This window comes from Glaciibacter superstes DSM 21135 (assembly GCF_000421145.1).
Taxonomy (GTDB): Bacteria; Actinomycetota; Actinomycetes; order Actinomycetales; family Microbacteriaceae; genus Cryobacterium; species Cryobacterium superstes.
The window spans coordinates 114,999-133,427 of the sequence record NZ_ATWH01000008.1 but is presented as its reverse complement, the minus strand read 5'-3'; the positions used below and the strand labels follow the sequence as shown (position 1 = coordinate 133,427).

The 18,429-nt window shown below is 66.8% G+C and carries 18 protein-coding genes; 6 read left to right on the top strand and 12 right to left on the bottom strand.

The genetic code is table 11. The features are described from left to right. Window position 1: 1 nt before the first annotated feature. From K323_RS25830 to K323_RS0112525, 3 genes are all read left to right on the top strand, one after another. Complete coding sequence (locus tag K323_RS25830) at window positions 2–856, top strand: class I SAM-dependent methyltransferase (RefSeq protein WP_022885628.1); 855 nt, start codon at window positions 2–4, stop codon at window positions 854–856. Continuing rightward, window positions 849–2,018: an FAD-dependent oxidoreductase gene (locus K323_RS0112530; RefSeq protein ID WP_022885627.1), complete on the top strand. Its 1,170-nt coding sequence runs from the start codon at window positions 849–851 to the stop codon at window positions 2,016–2,018. The genes K323_RS25830 and K323_RS0112530 overlap by 8 nt, the downstream gene beginning before the upstream one ends. Window positions 2,019–2,191: 173 nt before the next feature. Further along, window positions 2,192–3,751 carry a DUF7059 domain-containing protein gene (locus K323_RS0112525; protein WP_022885626.1) on the top strand — a complete coding sequence of 520 codons (1,560 nt, stop codon included), beginning with the start codon at window positions 2,192–2,194 and terminating at the stop codon, window positions 3,749–3,751. A gap of 120 nt (window positions 3,752–3,871) precedes the next feature. On the opposite strand, the gene K323_RS0112520 is transcribed toward K323_RS0112525, so the two are convergent. From K323_RS0112520 to K323_RS0112510, 3 genes are read right to left on the bottom strand one after another with little or no spacing between them, the layout of a single operon-like run. Then, on the bottom strand, window positions 3,872–4,678 hold the full coding sequence (locus K323_RS0112520) for a hypothetical protein (protein ID WP_022885625.1): 807 nt from the start codon (window positions 4,676–4,678) through the stop codon (window positions 3,872–3,874). Then, window positions 4,675–5,592: an ABC transporter ATP-binding protein gene (locus K323_RS0112515; RefSeq protein WP_022885624.1), complete on the bottom strand. Its 918-nt coding sequence runs from the start codon at window positions 5,590–5,592 to the stop codon at window positions 4,675–4,677. The genes K323_RS0112520 and K323_RS0112515 overlap by 4 nt, the downstream gene beginning before the upstream one ends. Beyond that, a complete protein-coding gene (locus K323_RS0112510) occupies window positions 5,589–6,008 on the bottom strand; it encodes a GntR family transcriptional regulator (RefSeq protein ID WP_245570976.1) in 420 nt (139 codons plus the stop codon). The genes K323_RS0112515 and K323_RS0112510 overlap by 4 nt, the downstream gene beginning before the upstream one ends. A gap of 138 nt (window positions 6,009–6,146) precedes the next feature. On the opposite strand from K323_RS0112510, the gene K323_RS25825 reads away from it, so the two are divergent. Next, window positions 6,147–7,697, top strand: coding sequence for a flavin monoamine oxidase family protein (locus K323_RS25825; RefSeq protein ID WP_051147337.1), 1,551 nt, complete (start codon window positions 6,147–6,149; stop codon window positions 7,695–7,697). A gap of 123 nt (window positions 7,698–7,820) precedes the next feature. Here the strand turns inward: K323_RS25825 and K323_RS25820 are convergent, their stop codons facing one another. The 6 genes from K323_RS25820 to K323_RS25815 all read right to left on the bottom strand — a co-directional run bounded on the left by K323_RS25820 (window position 7,821) and on the right by K323_RS25815 (window position 13,622). Next, window positions 7,821–8,471 (bottom strand): Pr6Pr family membrane protein, encoded by a 651-nt coding sequence (locus K323_RS25820; protein WP_157509429.1) that lies wholly within the window; start codon window positions 8,469–8,471, stop codon window positions 7,821–7,823. A 146-nt stretch (window positions 8,472–8,617) separates the two neighbouring features. Next, window positions 8,618–9,856 carry a serine hydrolase domain-containing protein gene (locus K323_RS0112495; RefSeq protein WP_022885620.1) on the bottom strand — a complete coding sequence of 413 codons (1,239 nt, stop codon included), beginning with the start codon at window positions 9,854–9,856 and terminating at the stop codon, window positions 8,618–8,620. 191 nt (window positions 9,857–10,047) lie between these two features. Beyond that, window positions 10,048–11,559, bottom strand: a complete 1,512-nt coding sequence (locus tag K323_RS0112490) for an FAD-binding oxidoreductase (RefSeq protein ID WP_022885619.1) — start codon at window positions 11,557–11,559, stop codon at window positions 10,048–10,050. 51 nt (window positions 11,560–11,610) lie between these two features. Then, window positions 11,611–11,769, bottom strand: a complete 159-nt coding sequence (locus K323_RS29820) for a hypothetical protein (protein WP_022885618.1) — start codon at window positions 11,767–11,769, stop codon at window positions 11,611–11,613. A gap of 180 nt (window positions 11,770–11,949) precedes the next feature. Continuing rightward, a complete protein-coding gene (gene menC, locus K323_RS0112480) occupies window positions 11,950–13,068 on the bottom strand; it encodes an o-succinylbenzoate synthase (protein WP_022885617.1) in 1,119 nt (372 codons plus the stop codon). Window positions 13,069–13,073: 5 nt separating this feature from the next. After that, window positions 13,074–13,622, bottom strand: coding sequence for a winged helix-turn-helix transcriptional regulator (locus K323_RS25815; protein ID WP_022885616.1), 549 nt, complete (start codon window positions 13,620–13,622; stop codon window positions 13,074–13,076). 132 nt (window positions 13,623–13,754) lie between these two features. Here K323_RS25815 and K323_RS25810 point away from each other — a divergent pair, with 132 nt between their 5' ends. Continuing rightward, complete coding sequence (locus K323_RS25810) at window positions 13,755–14,972, top strand: MFS transporter (protein ID WP_022885615.1); 1,218 nt, start codon at window positions 13,755–13,757, stop codon at window positions 14,970–14,972. A 40-nt stretch (window positions 14,973–15,012) separates the two neighbouring features. Here the strand turns inward: K323_RS25810 and yccX are convergent, their stop codons facing one another. After that, a complete protein-coding gene (gene yccX, locus K323_RS0112465; RefSeq protein WP_022885614.1) occupies window positions 15,013–15,291 on the bottom strand; it encodes an acylphosphatase in 279 nt (92 codons plus the stop codon). Between the two features lie 60 nt (window positions 15,292–15,351). On the opposite strand from yccX, the gene K323_RS0112460 reads away from it, so the two are divergent. Continuing rightward, window positions 15,352–16,662, top strand: a complete 1,311-nt coding sequence (locus tag K323_RS0112460; protein WP_211219851.1) for an MFS transporter — start codon at window positions 15,352–15,354, stop codon at window positions 16,660–16,662. Window positions 16,663–16,911: 249 nt separating this feature from the next. Here the strand turns inward: K323_RS0112460 and K323_RS28905 are convergent, their stop codons facing one another. Both K323_RS28905 and K323_RS0112450 read right to left on the bottom strand, forming a co-directional pair. Further along, window positions 16,912–17,331: a ribosomal maturation YjgA family protein gene (locus tag K323_RS28905; protein ID WP_157509428.1), complete on the bottom strand. Its 420-nt coding sequence runs from the start codon at window positions 17,329–17,331 to the stop codon at window positions 16,912–16,914. A 108-nt stretch (window positions 17,332–17,439) separates the two neighbouring features. After that, window positions 17,440–18,354, bottom strand: a complete 915-nt coding sequence (locus K323_RS0112450; protein WP_022885611.1) for a hypothetical protein — start codon at window positions 18,352–18,354, stop codon at window positions 17,440–17,442. Window positions 18,355–18,429 lie beyond the last annotated feature (75 nt).

The window sequence follows — 18,429 nt, the reverse complement described above, 5'->3', positions numbered from 1 at the left end:
CATGGGCATCCCGTCGCTGCGCTCGCGGGCAGAAAGCGCTGTCGAGATCATGGACAGCCCGGACTGCGATCCGCAGATGCTGCGGCGCACATATGCCCAGTTTCGGTTCGTGAACCCCTTCGTGTCGGGGTGGCAGACGATGTATCGGCGCGACATCCGGCCGCAACTGTCGACGACGCGCCCGCGCACGCTGCTTGACGTCGGTTCCGGTGGGGGTGATGTCGCGCGCTCGCTGGCGCGCTGGGCCGCGCGCGATGGGCTACGGCTGGAAGTGACGGCGGTCGACCCTGATGCGCGCGCCCACGCTTATGCGACCGGGCTCCCGCAGCTGCGTGGCCTGACTTTTCGGCGGGCGCTCAGTTCAGAGCTCGTCGCAGAGGGGGCGACGTTCGACTTCGTCGTATCGAATCATGTGCTGCACCACCTCACCGCAGCGGAACTGGGCGGACTGCTGTTCGATTCTGAACGCCTGTGCACCGGTAGCGTGCTGCACGCAGATATCGAGCGCAGCCGCTTCGCCTACCTCGGGTTCGGATTGGGAACGTGGCCGTTCTTCCGCGGTTCGTACATTCGCCAGGACGGACTCACGTCGATTCGGCGCAGCTACCGCGCTGCTGAACTGCGGGCGGCGCTCCCTGCCGGCTGGCACGTCACGCGCGAGGCCCCGTCTCGTCTGGTGCTGCGCTGGCAGGCACCAGCAGCCCCCTCCGCCTCGCCCACTGTGACCTTTCCGGCCCCGAGTGCCCGCTCCGCCGGTCACTCGGGGCCGGAAGGGTCGCTCTCACGGCGGTCCGGCCGGACGGCGCCGGAGACATCGCGGCCCGTGCCCGACGAAACCACGGCGACGGATGCGTGACGTCACCATCGTCGGCGGGGGACCGGTCGGCGTGCTTCTGGCCTGCCTCCTCGCCGAGCGCGGGGTCGACGTTGTGGTCCTTGAGCAACGCACCAAGCCATCGATGCACTCGCGCGCCATCGGCATCCACCCGCCGTCGCTGGCCGCGCTGGAGCGGATCGGTGTCGCAGACGAACTGCAGGGCCGTGCCGTGAAGATCGGCGACGGCGAGGTGTACTGCGACGGGCGACGGCTCGGGCGGCTCTCGTTCGCTGGAACGGGAGCGTCGTACCCGTTCGTGGCAGCACTCCCGCAGTACGAAACTGAGGCGCTGCTGCGCACACGATTGGAACAGTTGCGACCCGGTAGCTTGCGGCAGGGGCGCACAGCAGTCGGCGTGCAAGACCGCGGCGATCATGTCGACGTGCACGTTCGCGCGGCGGACGGTGCGACCGGCACAGAGCGGGCGCGCGCGGTGCAGGCGCGCACGGTGCAGTCTCGATACGTGATCGCCGCAGATGGAGCTCGTAGCTCCATGCGAGTCGCGGCCGGCATCGGCTGGCGGTCGATCGGCGGCGGGGAGACCTATCTGATGGCCGACTATGCGGACGACGGTTCGCGCGCGTCGACGGCGGCACTCTACTTCGAACGCGGTGGAGTGGTTGAGTCCTTCCCCCTTCCGAATGGTCGGCGCCGATGGGTGGCGATGACCGACGGACTCTGGGGCGATGCGTCATCCGCTGACCTGGCCGGAGTCATCCGTTCGCGCACCGGTGTCTCGCTGACGGCGTCGACGGATGCACCGAGCCCGTTCAGCGTGCAGCAGCGGCTGGCGTCGCAGTTCGCCCTGGGCCGGGTCGTGCTCGTCGGGGACGCCGCCCACGAGATCAGTCCGATCGGCGGACAGGGGATGAACCTCGGCTGGCTCGACGCGGTGGCGTTGGTTCCGGCGATCGAACGGGCGCTTCGTGACCCGGATGCCGCGGCATCCGTTCTCGCCGACTGGGGTGAGCGTCGCCGTCGCGCTGCTCGGATGGCCGTTCGCCAGGCCGGCTTCAACATGGCGATGGGCAGGCCCTATCGCGGGCCACGCCTCGCCGCACGCAATCTGCTGGTTCGGGCGCTCGCGTTGCCCCCCACCCGCGGCGTGCTGGCGCGCGCCTTCACCATGCGCTGGCTCTGACCTGAGGGGCTAACTCAGGAGATCCGGGAATGGCAGCCGCCGAAATGGCGGAAAGACGCCGTGACGGATGCGGTGGGCACGAGATCTCCTGAATTAGCCACAGAGGGCCGCGCAATCGGGCACGGAACTGTGCGCTGGACGGCTGCGGTTGGGACGTGCAGTTGAATGGACCGGTGACTTCAGAACTGATCGACCGGCTCCGCGCCGACCTCACCACTGCCAACTTCAGCGTCAGCGCGCTCACCGGCCTGTGGGGAGCCCCGGCGGAGGCGGCCCTGCACCGCAACCAGCGGGTGCCAGCCCTGCGCGCGCTCGCTGCACTGCGTGACAGGCTCGAACGCACCGAGCCGTCAGCGACTCTCGCGCAGTTGTTCGTGTTGGGGCTGCCGGTGTCGGCAGCGGATGCCGGCAACGCATTTCCCGCACTCGGGCTGGACGGGGCCGAACAACTCGGCCTCGTAACCCGAGAAGCGGCTGACGTGCGACCGCTCCTCGATCTCCGCCCGTACAGCTTCATCGACGCACACGGCGCCGGCAGCTGGTGGGTAGCGTCAGACCTCGGCGAACTCGCACTCGGCCACGCGCTCACCGAGACTCACGTCCTCGGCGTCGGCGGAGCATCCCTCACGCTCACCGGGTTGATGATCCCGACCCCGGTGAAGAGTGCACTCGACCTCGGCACCGGCTGCGGAATCCAGGCTATGCACGCGGCCCGTCACGCCGAGCGGGTCGTCGCCACCGATATCTCCGAACGCGCACTCGAACTCGCGGCGCTGAATGCCGAGCTGAACGGCATCCGGAACATTGAATTTCGCCTCGGCAGCCTGTTCGAGCCGGTGGGGGGAGAGCGTTTCGACCACATCATCTCCAACCCGCCGTTTGTGATCACGCCCCGTGTGGCCGGCGTGCCGAGCTACGAATATCGCGATGGCGGGCTCGTCGGCGACGCGATCGTCGAAGCGGTGGTGCGTGGCTCGGCCGAGCACCTGAGCCCGGGCGGAATCGCGCAGCTGCTCGGCAATTGGGAGTATCGAACGGATGCCGGCGGCCAGGAAGTCGACGCGTTCGAACGCTTGCGCGACTGGCTCGGGGATCCGGGCGACGCAGCGGCGCAGGGCGCCTGGATCATCGAACGTGAGGTGCAGTTGCCGACCGAGTATGCCGAGACCTGGATCCGCGACGGTGGCACGCTTCCGGACTCCGCGGAATTCGACCGGCTCTACGACGCCTGGCTCGACGACTTCGCCGCCCGCGGGGTGCGCCAGGTCGGCTTCGGTTACCTGCTGCTGAGGAAGCCGGTCGGCGGCGACGAGCCGCTCCGCCGTCTCGAGCGACTGCATGGCGAACTCGGCACCAACGGGTCTGGGCTCGGCACCCATCTCGCCGAGTGCCTCGCGGCGCACGACTGGAATGCGAGAACGGATGCCGTGGCTCTCGCGAGGGCGAGATTCACTGTTGCTCCCGACGTCACAGAGGAGCGCCACTACTGGCCGGGTGCAGACGATCCGACCCTGATGACGCTGCACCAGGGCGGAGGTTTCGGCCGGTCGGTGCAGCTCGACACGGCGCTCGCGGCCCTGGTCGGCGCCTGCGACGGGGAGCTCGCGGTCAGCGCGATCATCGCTGCACTGGCGCACCTGCTTGACGCCGACGAACACGCACTGACTGAACAGCTGCTGCCGCGGGTGCGCGAGTTGCTGGGCGACGGTTTCCTGCTGCCGCCCGGGCTGTGACACTCGCGATGGCGCGAGCTGCGGCATTCGCCCACCGAACGCGAGAATCGCCGTCTGCGCCGAGTGTCGTCGCAGGAGCGGCAATTCTCGGCGCAAACGGCGATTCAGGCCGCGCGCAAGCTAGTTCTTCGGCGTCGCCCTGCGTAGCGTGACGTATCCGCCGACCGCTGCCAGCACCGTCGGCACCAGGAGCCAGAGGAAGATCCCCGCGATGCCCTGCTGCCCGAACCACGTGGCGACCGCAGGCCAACTCGACGTGAAGGTGATCAGCGAGAGCGTGCCGAGCACCACCACGGCTACGGTGATGGCGAACACCAGCATTCCGACGATGCGCCAGCGCATGTAGATGGTGGTGACGGATGCCCCGATGAAGAACACCAGCAGCTGCAGCACGAAGAACGAGAGCAGGTCGACGTACCAGCCATCGACGCCGAACCAGAGGGCGTTGAACATGTAGGTGCCCATCCACCAGCCGTCTGTGACCTTCTCGATCTGCGTCAGCACGGCGAACGCGACGGCGTTGAACGCCGAGATCAGTACGAACATCAGCGAGGTGCCGAGGTAGAAGTCTCGCCTGGTCACGCTGAAGCCGAGCGCGAACGGGAAGGTCAGCCCGATCGACTGCACCGCAACGACGATCAGATACCACTGTGGGGCGAGCACCGCCCAGCTGTACCGCTGGTTTGCGGTCGCCTCCGCTCCGCCGAGCCCGTCACCGGTCACGAAACCGATGATGTTTGAGAGGACGATCGAGATGAGGAATGCGAAGGCGACGATGATCCACGGAATGCCGATGTAGGTCCGACGGTCGACCAGATGCAGGCGGACGACGTTCCAGATGCGGGCGAACGGCGAAGGCAAGGGCCTCGTCATGGCCGGTGTGGAGGTCATGGGCGTGGTCTCTCTTTCGATGGCGGTGGTGGTCATGCGCTTTCACTCCAATCAGACTGGGCCGCGGCTCCTGAGCCGCTCGTCTTTCTCACGATCAACTGCTGCAGCGACACCGGTGCGAGCTCGAGCCCGGCATCGGCGGCGGTGCGGCGTTCTGCAGCGGAAAGGCCGCTGACGGTCACCGAGGCGAGACCGCCGATGCCCTCGCGATGTAGCACGTCGCGGCCGGCGACGAACGCGTCGACATCCGTCGCCTTCCCAACAACGGTGCTGGCACTCCCGCGCAGCTCTTCTGCATCCTGATCGATGATGATGCGCCCCTCGTCGATCACGAGCACGTGCTCGAGCAGGTTGCTGACCTCGTCGATCAGGTGCGTCGAGAGAATGACGGTGCGCGGATGCTCGGCGAAGTCCTCGAGGAGACGGTCGTAGAAGGTCTGCCGAGCCACGGCGTCGAGGCCGAGGTATGGCTCGTCGAAGAACGTCAGCGGTGCCCGCGACGCGAGACCGACGATGACGCCGATTGCCGACAGCTGGCCACGAGAGACCTTCTTCACGTCGCGCTTCATCGGCAGTCGGAAGTCGTCGACCAGGCGGTCGGCGAAGTCGGCGTCCCAATTCTCGAAGAACCACGGAGCGCTGGCCAGCACGTGCTTGACCTTGAAAGTGTCCGGGTACTTCTGCGCTTCCTTGATGAAGCAGATCTGCTGCAGAACACGCGCGTTCTCTGCGGGGTAGTCTCCGAAGACCGAGATCTCGCCCGAGGTGGCGAACTGTTGCCCGGTGAGTAACTGCATGATGGTGGTCTTGCCCGCGCCGTTGCGGCCGAGCAGGCCGTAGATCTTGTTCGACTCCACGTGGAAGCTCACGTTGTCGACCGCGGTGAACTTTCCATAACGCTTGGTGAGACCTTCGACGCTCACGGCGGGAGCGAGAGTGGTGGTGGTCATGAGGTGACCGTCTCCTTCTGGTTGGTGGTGTCTGCCGAAGCGGCGGACTGGATCATGGCGGCCACCTGATTCGGCGCGATGCCGAGCTTGGCGGCCTCGTCAAGCAGCGGCCTGACGAAGCTGGCAGCGAACTCTTCGGTGCGGTTGGTCACGAGTCGTGCCCGTGCGCCTGCGGCGACGAACATTCCGATGCCTCGTTTCTTGTAGAGGATGCCGTCTTCGACCAGACGGTTGACACCCTTGCCTGCGGTGGCCGGATTGATGCGGTAGAAAACAGCGAACTCGTTGGTGGATGGGACCTGCGTCTCTTCCTCGATGGCGCCATCGATGATGTCGTTCTCGATTTGTTCCGCGATCTGAACGAAGATCGGTTTGCCTTCTTCGATCACAGATGACTCGCTCTCTGGTGGCTTCATGTTCACTGGTTAGTTGGTGATGTAACTAACCAACCATGCTGCGAGGGAGATGTCAAGTGCCGGTTCGCTGGAGTAGCGTTGAGGCATGTCACGGGGTCAGTTGCATGCGCACGCGAGTCGGATGCCGCGGCCAGGGCGATGAAGCGTCGAACGTTTCTGATCGGTGCGGCATCCGGTCTCACCGTCGCCGCGCTCGCCGCGTGCACGCCGCCGAAACCGACGCCGACGCCTTCCGTTCCACCGACCACTCCGCCACCGTCACTGGTGCCACAACCGGAGGCGATGCAGCGCAGCAACTGGTCTGCTGACCCGTTTGCGCGCGGCTCATTCAGCTTTCCGGCCGTCGATGCAACGCCAGAGCAGCGGGCGACTCTGCGCGAACCGATCAACGCCCGCCTGTATTTTGCGGGGGAAGCGACGGCGACTGAGGGTGTCGGCACGGTCGCCGGCGCCCGGGATTCCGGGCGCCGTGCGGCAAGGGAGCTCGATTCTGAGGCGGAGTCCGGCGAGCGGATCGCCGTCATCGGCGCCGGGATCGCCGGAATCTCGGCTGCCAGGATGCTGAGTGATTCGGGATACGAGGTGGTGGTCATCGAGGCGCGAGACCGCATCGGCGGTCGCATCGACACGCGCACGAGCGACTCGTGGCCGTTCCCGATCGAGCTGGGCCCGTCATTTGTGGGCGGGGCAGGCGATACCGATCTCGACGAGGAGCTCGACGAGGCCGGCATCTCCACCCTGCCGTTCGTGCGCACCACAGAGACCCGCACCGTTGACGGAACAGTCGCCCTGGTGCCCCCTACCGGCGCAGAGGCCGTTGCGGCGGCAGTCGCCTGGGCCACCACAACACCAGAAGACCTCTCGATCACGAAGGCACTCGCCGAGTCCGGCGCAGGGGAACTCTCCACCGAGCCCGATGAGTCAGGCGTATCGCCGGCCGACTGGCTCGGCTACGACATCGCAACCTCCCTCGAGGTGGGGGCCGGGGCATCCGCCGGCAAGGTCTCGGCCTGGTACGGAGGCGACGTCGCACCCGTGCAGACGACGGAAGACGATATCGTGCTCGGCGGCTACGCGGGCCTGGTCTCTGAGGCTGCGCAAGACCTCGATGTATTGGTCTCGAACGTCGTCACCCGCGTCTCGTACACCGACGACCGGGTCAGCCTGCGGCTCGGCACCGGCGAATCACTCTCTGTCGATCGTGTGGTCATCACCGTGCCGCTCGGCGTGCTGAAGACCGACGCGATCGAGTTCGCTCCGCCGCTGCCCTTCGCCCATCGCGGGGCGATCGCCGCACTCGGCATGGGAACCCTCGACAAAGTCTGGCTGCGATTCGAGAAGCCGTTCTGGACGACGGATGCTCCGGTCTGGACGACCGTCAGGGCAACGGATGCCGCGGCAGCGGCCGGCACGCCGAAACCGTCCGCAGGCTCCGGTTCGGATGCCGAGGCCACGGCCGAGCCGAAGGCATCCGACTTCGCCACCTGGTTCAACCTCGCCCCGCTGACCGGAGAGCCGGTGCTGATGGGGCTGATCGCGGCGGACTCCGCCGTTCGTCTCGCCGAAGTCGGCGATGACGAATTTCTCGCTGCGGCACTGGCGAGCCTCGAGCCGTTCGCCGACCCGGCCACGGGCCAGGTGCCGGAGACCGGCGCTCTGACCGAGCCACCCGCCGAGTCGCCGGACTAGCCAGCGCCTGAGGGCAGCGTGCGTGCGAGCCGACCCGGTCTGGGCACCCGATATTGCCGTGGGCACCCGAAATTGTGGGTGCCCAGTGTATTTCCGGGTGCCCAGGCCGCTGGCGCTGCGCCGCTAACGTCCCCTGCCGGGCTCGCGGCGCTCCCACCACGGACTGAGGTGCACGCGGGTTGTTGCCGCGAGGGTGGCCGTGATGCCAACGATGATCAATAGGCAGATTGCGCAGTACAGCAGCATTTCGAGCGGAGTCACCTGCGCCGAATCGAGGAAGAAGTACGGATACCACCCGACGGATGCGCCCCGCACCAGCGTGAACACGCCCCAGACCAGCGGGTAGAGCGCCACCCAGCGCAGAATGCGCACTGACACGCGCGCCTTGTGCGGGTCGAACAGCCAGTCGAGCAGGGCGAAGGCCGGCACCCAGAAATGCAGCACCTGGTCAGACCAGGGAACATCGATGCGGTAGTCGCGCGTGTTCGACTGGATGACCATGAGTGCGAACACGATGCCGGAGACGATGATGTAGGTGGTCACGAGCGAGCGGAACAGGTCGAACCAGGGCGGATCCTCTTGTGTCCGAAGCGCCAGAACGGCGCCGACGACGAACATCACCACCGCGGCTATCGCGCTCTGGATGGTGAAGTAGCTGAAGAAGTTGCCGGTTGCAAAGGTTGCAAAGCCGAGCACGTAGTCGAAGTTGCCGACGAGGGCGGCGACTTGCACGGCGGCCAGGAGGAGCCGCCCGATGCCGAATGATGTGCGCACAGAGATCCTCATCCGGCTACTCCGGATGCTCGCGCGTTCTCATGCCACAACGCTACGCCAGCCCGGGCGGATGGCTGACTCAGGCGCGGTTGCCACCGGTGTACGGGGTATCAGCCGCCCGCCGGCCAGCCGGCGCGCGTTGCGGTTCAGCCGTCGGCGCGTGAGGCGGTCGGCGCGTCGTCGGGGGAGAGGAGCGTGGCGATCCGCCTCACCAGGTCGTCGGCGCGGTTTCTGAGTGTTCCAGGCCAGTCGGTCTGGCTGGCCTCGGTGTATGTGACGGATGCCGCCACCGTGATCCGTTCGGACGGCAGGGTCGCCACGGCGCCGGCATACCCCCCGAACGACGGCGTCTGCAGCAACCAGTTCTCCGACCGCACAACGCCGAGTCCGTAGTTCCACTCTTTGGTCAGCTCGTGGCAGCTGCTGCACCCCTCGAGCGGCGAGCCGAAGCCAACGAGGCTCGGTGCCACCATGGCCTCATACGATTCGGGGCTGAGTAATTCGCCGGCCCCGACGATGGCATCGAAGCTGCGCGCCATGTCGCTGATAGTGGTGGTCTGCACAGCACCGACCGGGAGGGTCCACGACGGATCCCAGTAGGTCGAATCCTCCCAGACACCGCGCTCGGCGGTGAACGCGTGTTGTACCGGCTCTGGGATGAGGGGGCCCTGATCGCCGACCGTGTCGTCCAGCTTCAGCGGTTCGATGATGAGCTCGTCCATCAGCTGCGACATCGGCTTGCCGGTGGCCGCGGTGAGTGCCTCCCCGAGCATGACGTAGCCGGCGTGCGAGTAGTCCCAATTTGTGCCTGGTTCGAACAGGTGTGGTGTGGCCAGGCTGAAGCCGATCAGATCATCTGAGGTGTAGTTCTGGAACGGATCCGCATCCAGCGAATCGAGGAAGTCCTGGTCCGCGACATGGTCGGCGTATCCGCTCGTCATGTTCACCAGCATCCGCAGCGTCACCGCATCGGCGTTCGGCAGTTCAGGCAGCCACTCGTCGATGGTGTCGTCAAGTGAGACGGTGCCATCGTCGACGAGCTGCAGCAGCACGGCGACGACGTAGGAGATCGCGACGGCCCCGTTGCGGAAGTGCATGTCGGCGGTGGCGGGAACACCCATCGTCGACTCGCCGAGAACGACGGTCGTCAGTTCCTTCCCGTCGACGAGAACCTGCACGATCGCCGATTTGAGCGCGTGCTCGCTGACGGTGGCATCGACCAGCTCGGCGATTTCCGCCACTCGCGGGTCATCGGATTCCGGTGGTGCGGTCGATGTGCCGGTCGCCGCTGGCGCGTCAGACGACGTGGCTACGGGCGTGGCCGTGCATGCGGTGAGTGCCAAGACAGTCACGGCGGCGGCGGTGAGGATGAGTGGACGACGCATGAGCTCCCTATGGTCGGGGCCGAGATGCGCGAGCTTGCAGCGCAGAGGTGACGGCCATTCTCTGAGCGTCCCACGCGGCATCCGTCGTGCACGAGCGACCCAGGTCGCCAGTCGGATCGGACCGGTCGTTCGCGGCGCCTTTGCCGAGGCCACGGTCGAACCCGCGCAGCACTATGCCGCCGTGGCAGTGCTCAGCTCGCGGCGGTCGGTATGCTCTGCTCGGAATGGAAGAGATTGTCGGGGTCCCATTCGGCCTTCACATCGATCAGGCGGTCGAGGTTCTCTGCGTAGTACTGCTGGGCCCAGTCGTCGATTCGCCGGTTGGGGAAGTTCTGGTAACTCTCGCGTGGGGTGTGCGGGTCGAATACCGAGATGACATCGTCTGTCCAGTCCATCAGGTCGTCGGCGACGCCTGCGTCTGCGGTGTTCGACCAGACTGGCGACGGTCGGACCATGTTCTTCATGCCACGGTGGACATACGCCGTCTCGGTGCGGTCGAAGCGGTCGACGACATCTCCGCCGACCCAGCCCAGCATGAACATGGCCGCGTTGTCGGTTTCGGTGCGGCTCGGAGTGTCGACGACCAGGTCCACCATCTTCTGCAGAGCGGATGCCGGCAACGCGGCATCCGTGTACCGGGAGATGTCTCCCCAGGAGTGGTTGGTGGCTTCAGCGGAAGTGAAGATCTTCGCTGTCTCCCAGAACGGCTGCGCAACGATCTGCTGCTTCGCCGGGGGTGCGGCGGCGAGCAGGGGGGCGATCAGGCTCATGAAGTCGTCGATGCTGCCGAGGAACTGACCCCGCAGCATTACATCGATCGCCTCGCGGGGGCCATCGGCACCGACCGGTGTCGCCTGTGCCATGCCAGAGGCAACGAACTCGGGTGGCGCCGTCTGCTCAAGCGCATCGACGGCGCTGAACATCGCCAGCGCAGCATCCGCCCCGCGCCAGTCGAAACGGTAGTAGACGATGTCGCCGGTCGGCACCGGTACGAGGTCGAAGGTGAACTCGGTGTTTATCCCAAAGTTGCCGCCCGCACCGCCGCGTGAGGCCCAGAACAGGTCGGGGTTCTTCGAGGCGCTGGCCAGGGCGATGTCACCCGATGCGGTCACCATCCTGGTTCCGGTGAGGAGGTCGGCTGTGAGCCCCGCCCAGCGGGTGTGGTAGCCGATGCCGCCGCCGAGGGCGAGGCCGCCGATGCCGACGCTCAGACAGGTGCCTCCGGGGAGGATCAGCCCACCCCCGGTGCTGGCTCCGAAGATGTCGCCGTTCGAAGCGGCACCACCGGTGACCATGGTCGCGGCGTCAGTGTCGATCGTCACCGCGTTGAGCTTGCTCAGGTCGATGATGAGTCCCGTTGTCGTCGACAGTCCGGCGTAATTGTGTCCGCCTCCGCGGGGCACCGGCTGAATGTTGTGCTCGCGCGCCCAGTTCACGCAGGCGACGACATCCGTTTCATCGGCAACGCGGGCGACCACCATCGGGACGGTGTCGCGGTAGCGTCCGTTTGTCGGCATCCAGGCGTTGGTGAAGCCGTCATCGCCGGGGATGAGCACGGTACCGTGCAGGCGCTTTCGGAGGTCGTCGAGTGCGCTGGCCTCGATGGCGACCCAGTCACCGTCAGTCGTGCAGGCGGTCAGGCCGATGCCGAGCGCGGCGAGGCTGCCGACTACGAGGAACTGGCGGCGGTCGATGGTGGGCATGGCGTCCTTCGGGATCAGGGTGATGGCGGAATCGGGCTCGGCGTGTGAGGTTCAGGCGATGATCTCCAGGGCCTCCAACCCGCCGTGGTCGTGATGGGTGGGCTTCGGCACGGGGATGGCGCCGTCGTAGTTGTAGCTGGTGACCATTGCGCCGACGCCGATGTCGGCGGAGACCTGGCGCCCGGTGAGGTGTCTGGAGGGAGTGTTCACACCAGATCGTTTCCCCGAATGGCCGCCACAGGGTGGGCGCTCGCCCGTGTGCACGGAGCGCGCAGCGCAGAGTGGACGACCATTCTCTGAGGATGCCATAGGGAGTCTGCGGGGCGCTAGGGACCCAGGCCGTGTGCCGTCCTGCGCTCGTGCCCGCTGGTTCGGTACGGACGCGATCGATCAGCTGACGGTGGCCGCGTCACCCACGCGAAACTTCTCGAGGCGCTCGGGAATGACGTCTACCCCGAAGCCGGGTCCGGTCGGCACGGCGACCTCGCCGGCGGTCATGACGATCGGCTCCGTGATGTCTTCAGCATAAAAACGATCGGAGCCGGAGATGTCGCCTGGCAGGGTGAAGCCGGGCAATGCGGCCAGCGACGCATTTGCAGCGCGGCCGATGCCGGTCTCCAGCATCCCGCCGCACCAGACGGCGATGCCGTTCGCCCTGGCGATGTCGTGGATCCGTCTGGCCTCGAGGTAGCCGCCGACCCGTCCTGGCTTGATATTGATGACGGATGCCGCGCCGAGGGCAATCGCGTCGGCCGCGCTGGCCGCAGACACGATCGACTCGTCGAGGCAGACGGGGGTGTCGAGGAGTTCGGCCAGCCTGGCGTGCTGGCGCAGGTCTTCTTCGCCGAGGGGCTGCTCGATCAGCAGGAGGTCGAAGTCGTCTAGGCGCTTGAGGTGCGCCGCATCAGCGAGTGTGTACGCCGCATTGGCGTCCACCTGAAGGAGCAGGTCGCCGCCGAACTCCTCGCGTACCGCCCGGACAGGCTCGATGTCGGTGCCCGGCTTGATCTTCAGCTTGATGCGCGCGTATCCCTCGTCGAGGTATCCACTGACGGTGCGCAAGAGTGCGGGCACGGAGTCATGGATGCCGACTGAAACGCCAGACGGCACATGCGTTCGAGTGGCTCCGAGGTAGGAGGCGAAGGATCGGTTGTCTGCTCGCAACTGGGCGTCGAGTATTGCCATCTCGAGTGCGGCCTTCGCCATCCGGTGCCCGACGATCGGTTCGAGAAGGTGTGCGACCATCTCCGCTGAGACGTCGCCCGCCGCGATCAGCCTCGGCACCAGCCAGGTCTCCAGCACGTGCGCGGCCCCGGACAGGTACTCAGACGAATACAGCGGCTCAGCCATTGCAACGCATTCGCCCCAGCCGGTGAACTCATCGACTCCGACCCGCAGTCGCGCCTCCAGGAGGAGGACGTGACGAACGGTCTGAGTGGAGAACGACGTGGTGAACGGACTCACCAGCGGCATCTCGAGCTGGTGCATGGTCACGCTCGTCAGCCGCATAGCGCTCATTCCGTTCGAGGGGATTCGGGGTTGTCACCATGATGCCCCACCGCGGCGAGCGGGTGCACTGCCTGTACCCGCGGGTCTGGCTCGCCAGGACCAGGTGCGATCTCGATCTCCTCGTCGGCGACCACATCGCCGTCTGCGGTGACGAAGGCCACATGCACGCGTTCACCTGTGCTTGCGCGCCGGTAGACACGGTTCGGGCCGAAGCCGGTCGGACGATGTGCGTCACCCCACTGCGTCAGCGATCCGAGCACGGGGAGCAGATCGTTGCCAGCCGGTGTGAGGTGGTAATCGAAACGCTCACGAGCACCTGGCTCACGGTACGAGCGTCGCTCGAGGATGCCGCTGCCCTGGAGCACCGCCAGGCGCGCAGTGAGCACGTCGCTCGGAATGCCCAGCACGGACCGGAAGTCACTGAACCGGGTGCGCCCCCGGAAGATCTCGCGCACGATGAGAATCGACCAGCGGTCACCGAGCACCTGCACCGTGCGAGCGATCGAACAACGCGCCTCGGCCTTCTGGTGTTTTGGCTCTGCTTGATTCGGCATGAATTCAGTGTACCAAGGTCTAACTTTGAGAATCCAACTCAGGGTGCTAGCGTGACACGCACGCAACTTCGGGGGCCCTCGCGCCCGGCAGCGCACCGGCACACTGCATCACGATCGTTCGAGGAGCCGCCCATGTCAACCATTCGCACCAGGATCAGCTTCTGGACCGCGGCATCCGTCGCCATGCTTGCGCTCTGGGCGAGCGCCGCACCGTCGATGATCTACCCGGTCTATGCCCGCGACTGGAACCTCTCTCCGACGGTCATCACGTCGCTCTTCGCCGTCTACCCGATCGCACTCGTGGTGGTGTTGGTGATTTTCGGCAGCATCTCAGACCACATCGGGCGCCGGAGCACCCTGCTTGTCGGGGTGGCCGTCCTGTTGGCCGGTGCGGTGATATTCGCCGTGGCAACGGATGTCGCGTGGCTGTTCGTCGCGAGGGCCCTGCAGGGCATCGGCGTCGGCCTGGCCATGTCGCCGGCAAGCGCTGCGATGGTGGAGTTCAACGCCCGCGGCGGAACAGCGCGAGCCAGCTCAGTGAACACGGTCGCCACGGCGCTCGGCCTTGCCCTGGCGACCATCGTCGCCGGTGCCCTGGTGGAGTACGCCCCTGCTCCGCGCCAGCTCAGCTACTGGGTGTTGTTCGGCGTTGGCGTACTCGTATTCGTCGCGGTGCTGTACGTGCCGCGGCATGTGCGGGGAACGGAAGACAGCGCACGCTGGCGTCCCCGTCCGATCCGCATCCCGGCTCGGCTGCGCGGCGTCGTGACGGCGGCGTCGTTGGCGGTGACGGCCGGGTTCGCGGTCGGTGCGGTGCTGCTCTCCCTGGGTGCACAGATCGCCCAAGACCTGATCCACACCGAGAACTCGCTGGTAACAGGCTCGGTCCTGGCCATCACATCCGTTGTCATCGGGCTGACAGCGCTGGCCGCCAGGCGCGTGCCGGCGCGGGTCAGCGTCATGAGCGGGGGAGTGATTTCCGCACTCGCCGTCGGGTTGCTCGCGGTGAGCGCAACGACTTCGTCGCTCGGAGTGTTCGCACTCATGTCGGTGACGGCCGGCATCGGATACGGCTTACTGTTCCTTGGCGGGCTTGGCCTGGTGAACCAGCATGCGCCGTCACGACACCGAGCAGCCACGCTCTCGGCGGTGTACCTGGTTGCCTATCTGGCGCAGGGCATCATTGCGGTCGCTGTCGGAGTGGTGGCGACGTCAGTCGGACTGCGCGTGGCGATCGATGTGGCTGCGCCAGTGCTCGTGCTGCTCTGCCTGGTGACGTCCGGCGTCGCGATTGTGTTCGGGCGAGAGCCGCGGCCGGTGACGGCGTCGCTGCAGATCGATCAGGCGTAGTCGCGGCGCGCCCCGCTGGGATGCCAGAGGCGCTTCAGCCTCAGAAGGTGATGCGGAAGTCGTCGTCACCGGTCGGCCGCAGCTCTGAGGTGTCGACCGATTCGACGACGGCGCCGCGCGGGCCGGATCGCAGCCAGTCCAGCATCCGTTCGACCGCTGCGCTGCCACCCTCGATCTCGAGTTCGACGGTTCCGTCCTGCTGATTGCGGGCGAACCCGGTGATGCCGAGCCGAGTGGCCTGTTGCCGCGCCGAGTAGCGGAAGCCGACACCCTGCACCATCCCGTGCACCACGACATGTTGACGGATCATCGTTCCCATCCCGCCATTCTGCTCCTCGGGCGCGCGGTGCGTGTCGGGGGAGTGCACTAGCGTTTAACAGTGCCACGAGACGAGGACCCTGAAACGGATGCCGCCGGTGTGCACTCCGGTGACGCAGCTGGCTCCGCGGGTCATACCTCTGCCCTGGCTCCCGAGCAGCACGGCGCGTCGCGCGCCGACTACGCCGCCGCATTTCGTACCAGGGGCATGGTCTGGCCGGTACTCGCCTCCCTCCTGGCGCGGCTGCCGATCGCGATGGGCAGCATCTCGCTCCTGTTCTACGTGCAGCGCACCACCGGAACATTCAGCGACGCCGGCTTTGTCAGCGGCGCCGCCCTCTTCGGGCTTGCTGTCGGATCAGTCAGCCAGGGCAAGCTCATCGACCGGTTCGGGCCGACGCGCAGTCTCGGCACGATCCTGCTCGTCTTCCTGCCCATCGCGGCATCCGTTTTCATTGCCATCGAGGCTCACGCGCCTCTGCCGGTGCTGATCGTGGCGGCCTTCGCCTTCGGACTCACGCAGCCCGCGATCTCTCCCGCATCGCGTGGGCTGTGGGGGCGGATGCTGCCGGCCGGCTCGGTGCGTGAGGCCGCGTACACCTACGAGGCGATCAGCCTGGAGACGTTCTTCATCCTCGGGCCAGCGCTGGCAGGGCTGCTGGCGACCAGCGCGGTGCCCGCCGCAGGACTTGTCGTCACTGTGTCGCTGTTCTTCGTCGGAACCACGCTGTTCATCGCGGCACCGGTCGTGCGGAGGTGGCGGCCGTCGCGGCAGGTCGAGAGCGGGTCAGGGAAGGCGACCCAGCTCATCCGTCGCCCGGGGGTGCAGACCATGATTCTGCTGGTCTTCGGGTTCGGAATTGTGATCGGGTTCGGTGAAGTCGCCATTCCTGCAGCGGCGATCGAGGCGGGGTACCCGGCTCTCGGCGGAGTCCTGCTCGGCGTGTGGTCGATCACCTCGGTCATCTTCGGCATCTTCTACGCCGCCCACCCGTGGCCGCGCGCCCTGCACCTGCGCGGGCCGGTGCTGCTCGGCGCATTCGCGATTCTGGTGGGCGTGATGGGCCTGACTCACGGATTGTTGTGGCTTACCGTCGCGCTACTGGTCTCCGGGTTGATGATCACGCCGCAGGCGACGCTGCACTCGCTGCTCGTCGATCGCGTGGCGCCAGACCGATACTCTGCAGAGGCGTTCGGGTGGGTCACCACGGCGGTCACTGTCGGCATCGGAATCGGCCAGGCCAGCTCTGGTCAGTTGGTGGAGACGCTCGGCTACGAGTCGGCGCTGCTGGTGGCGGCGGTGCCGGGCGTGCTCGTTGCGGCATTGGGCTGGCTGCGGCGCGGCACCCTGCTTCGCTCGGCGGTCGACTGAGGGCGCTGCGGGCCGGCGCCGGTCGCCGTTCGCCGCCTGCCGGTCGCCGGTCACCGCCTGCCGGTCGCCGTTCGCCGCCCGGAATCGCTGTTCGCGCCGATTGTCGCTGGTGTGCCGGGTCAAGTCGGCGCAAACGGCGATTCTCGACGAGGGCACCTGCTTCGGCGGTGGGAGCGGTCGGCAAGGGGCGGTGCGCGCCCGATTTCCCCTGGAATCGCCGTTCGCGCCGCGAATCGCCGGTGTAGCGGGTCAACTCGGCGCGGTGGGCGATTCTCGGCGAGTGCGTCGGGCGAGCCCGTCGAGGATGCACGCCGCCACCACGCCAACCGCGTAGGCAACGAGGTCGAGAGGTGCGAAGGTGGTTCCGAGCACGAGGCGCGCGGGTGGGAAGGCTTCGGCGAGGAGCAGTGGCACATCCGTGAGCTGGAAGAGCTCGATGAGGGCGCAGGCCGCGAAGGCGATCACGGCAACGAGGGCACGCCGCAGCACCGGGAATGCGAGCGCGATCACCAGATAGGCGAGCACGGCGTAGAGCGCGTCGGCAGCCAGTTGACCAGCGGCATCCGTCATCGTGAAATGCACCAGGTGGCCCGCTGCGATCGTCAGGATGCCGACGACGAGCAGCGCCGGTCGACGCCGCCCATGCGTCGACCCGGGTTTTGTTGGCATTGCGAAACCGTATCGGGTCGGGCTGCGCGGGTGGCACACGTGCAGCGCAGTGGCGCAGTTCCCGCGCATGCGCCGCGCGAAGCCTCTTCGGCGGCTGAGGCCCGGCGCTCAGCCGATCTTGGTGAGCGCCGTCATCGACATGGTCGACGACTGGCCGTCCTGGCAGGTCTGGTAGAGGAGGTCGTAGCCGGTCGGCAGGTCGGCCGTGGTTGCCGTGTTCTGGTTCAGCATCGCGACGATGCCCTCGACCCGGTAGGTGCCCGCGCGCACGCCGGTCAGCGTGATGATCGTTCCGGCGTCGTCTGGGAAGTCTTTCCCGCCACACGACCAGTGCTCAGCGATGGCGGCGAGACCGTAGTTGGCGGAGAGATCGACGGAGCCCTGGCAGGCATCGAGTTCAGGGATCCAGCCGGCGGCCCAGACGTTGTTCGTGTACCGCGAGGCGAGGATGCGGTCTTGCTCCGCCTGCCACGCTGCCACGGCATCCGTCACCGCCTTCACCGGCCCGGCCAGCGATTCGGGCACATCGGCCAGGTCTTGTGCCGCATCAAGCCGGAAGGCGGCCAGCTCCGTCGCACCCTGCCGTAGTGCGATCCCGGGCGAGAAGAAACCGTCATCCGGCGCGCGCGCGATCGCGTCCTCCGAGGCAGCGAGCTCACGATCAACCGAGCGGATGCGATCGGTCGCGTCGTCGATGGCCGTTGCGAGAGACTCGCGGGGGTCTTCGTCGAGCACCTTTCCCTTGCTGTCGTCGAAGGCGTCCTGTGCCTCGTCGAGCGCATCATGGGCGGTATCCAGTGGCCCTGCGGCATTCTCCTGCTGCTCGCTGAGAGCCGATTGGGCGGAGGTGTACTCAGATTGCGCGGCGGCGCGGAAGGCCTGCACGGTGACCGACCCGACGATCAGGACCGCGGCGAGTGCGGCGAGGGAGACGAGAACGCGACGCTGACGCAGCGGACGGCGACCGGCGGGGCGACGTTCGGCGCGCGTCGACCGCGCGGGATCCGTCGTGGGCTCTGGCATCGTCTCTCCGTGTGCCGGTCAGCGGGGTTCTCGGCTGTGACCAGTGTGCAGCACCGGTGGAGCGAATTGAAGCGG

What these genes read in the sequence shown, in the direction of transcription:
- K323_RS25830 (WP_022885628.1), top strand. Translation starts at nt 2, where the DNA reads ATGGGCATCCCGTCGCTGCGCTCGCGGGCAGAAAGCGCTGTCGAGATC.
- K323_RS0112530 (WP_022885627.1), top strand. Translation starts at nt 849, where the DNA reads ATGCGTGACGTCACCATCGTCGGCGGGGGACCGGTCGGCGTGCTTCTG.
- K323_RS0112520 (WP_022885625.1), bottom strand. Translation starts at nt 4,678, where the DNA reads ATGACCACCACCGCCATCGAAAGAGAGACCACGCCCATGACCTCCACA.
- K323_RS0112515 (WP_022885624.1), bottom strand. Translation starts at nt 5,592, where the DNA reads ATGACCACCACCACTCTCGCTCCCGCCGTGAGCGTCGAAGGTCTCACC.
- K323_RS0112510 (WP_245570976.1), bottom strand. Translation starts at nt 6,008, where the DNA reads ATGAAGCCACCAGAGAGCGAGTCATCTGTGATCGAAGAAGGCAAACCG.
- K323_RS25825 (WP_051147337.1), top strand. Translation starts at nt 6,147, where the DNA reads ATGAAGCGTCGAACGTTTCTGATCGGTGCGGCATCCGGTCTCACCGTC.
- K323_RS0112495 (WP_022885620.1), bottom strand. Translation starts at nt 9,856, where the DNA reads ATGCGTCGTCCACTCATCCTCACCGCCGCCGCCGTGACTGTCTTGGCA.
- K323_RS0112490 (WP_022885619.1), bottom strand. Translation starts at nt 11,559, where the DNA reads ATGCCCACCATCGACCGCCGCCAGTTCCTCGTAGTCGGCAGCCTCGCC.
- menC (WP_022885617.1), bottom strand. Translation starts at nt 13,068, where the DNA reads ATGCGGCTGACGAGCGTGACCATGCACCAGCTCGAGATGCCGCTGGTG.
- K323_RS25815 (WP_022885616.1), bottom strand. Translation starts at nt 13,622, where the DNA reads ATGCCGAATCAAGCAGAGCCAAAACACCAGAAGGCCGAGGCGCGTTGT.
- K323_RS25810 (WP_022885615.1), top strand. Translation starts at nt 13,755, where the DNA reads ATGTCAACCATTCGCACCAGGATCAGCTTCTGGACCGCGGCATCCGTC.
- yccX (WP_022885614.1), bottom strand. Translation starts at nt 15,291, where the DNA reads ATGGGAACGATGATCCGTCAACATGTCGTGGTGCACGGGATGGTGCAG.
- K323_RS28905 (WP_157509428.1), bottom strand. Translation starts at nt 17,331, where the DNA reads ATGCCAACAAAACCCGGGTCGACGCATGGGCGGCGTCGACCGGCGCTG.
- K323_RS0112450 (WP_022885611.1), bottom strand. Translation starts at nt 18,354, where the DNA reads ATGCCAGAGCCCACGACGGATCCCGCGCGGTCGACGCGCGCCGAACGT.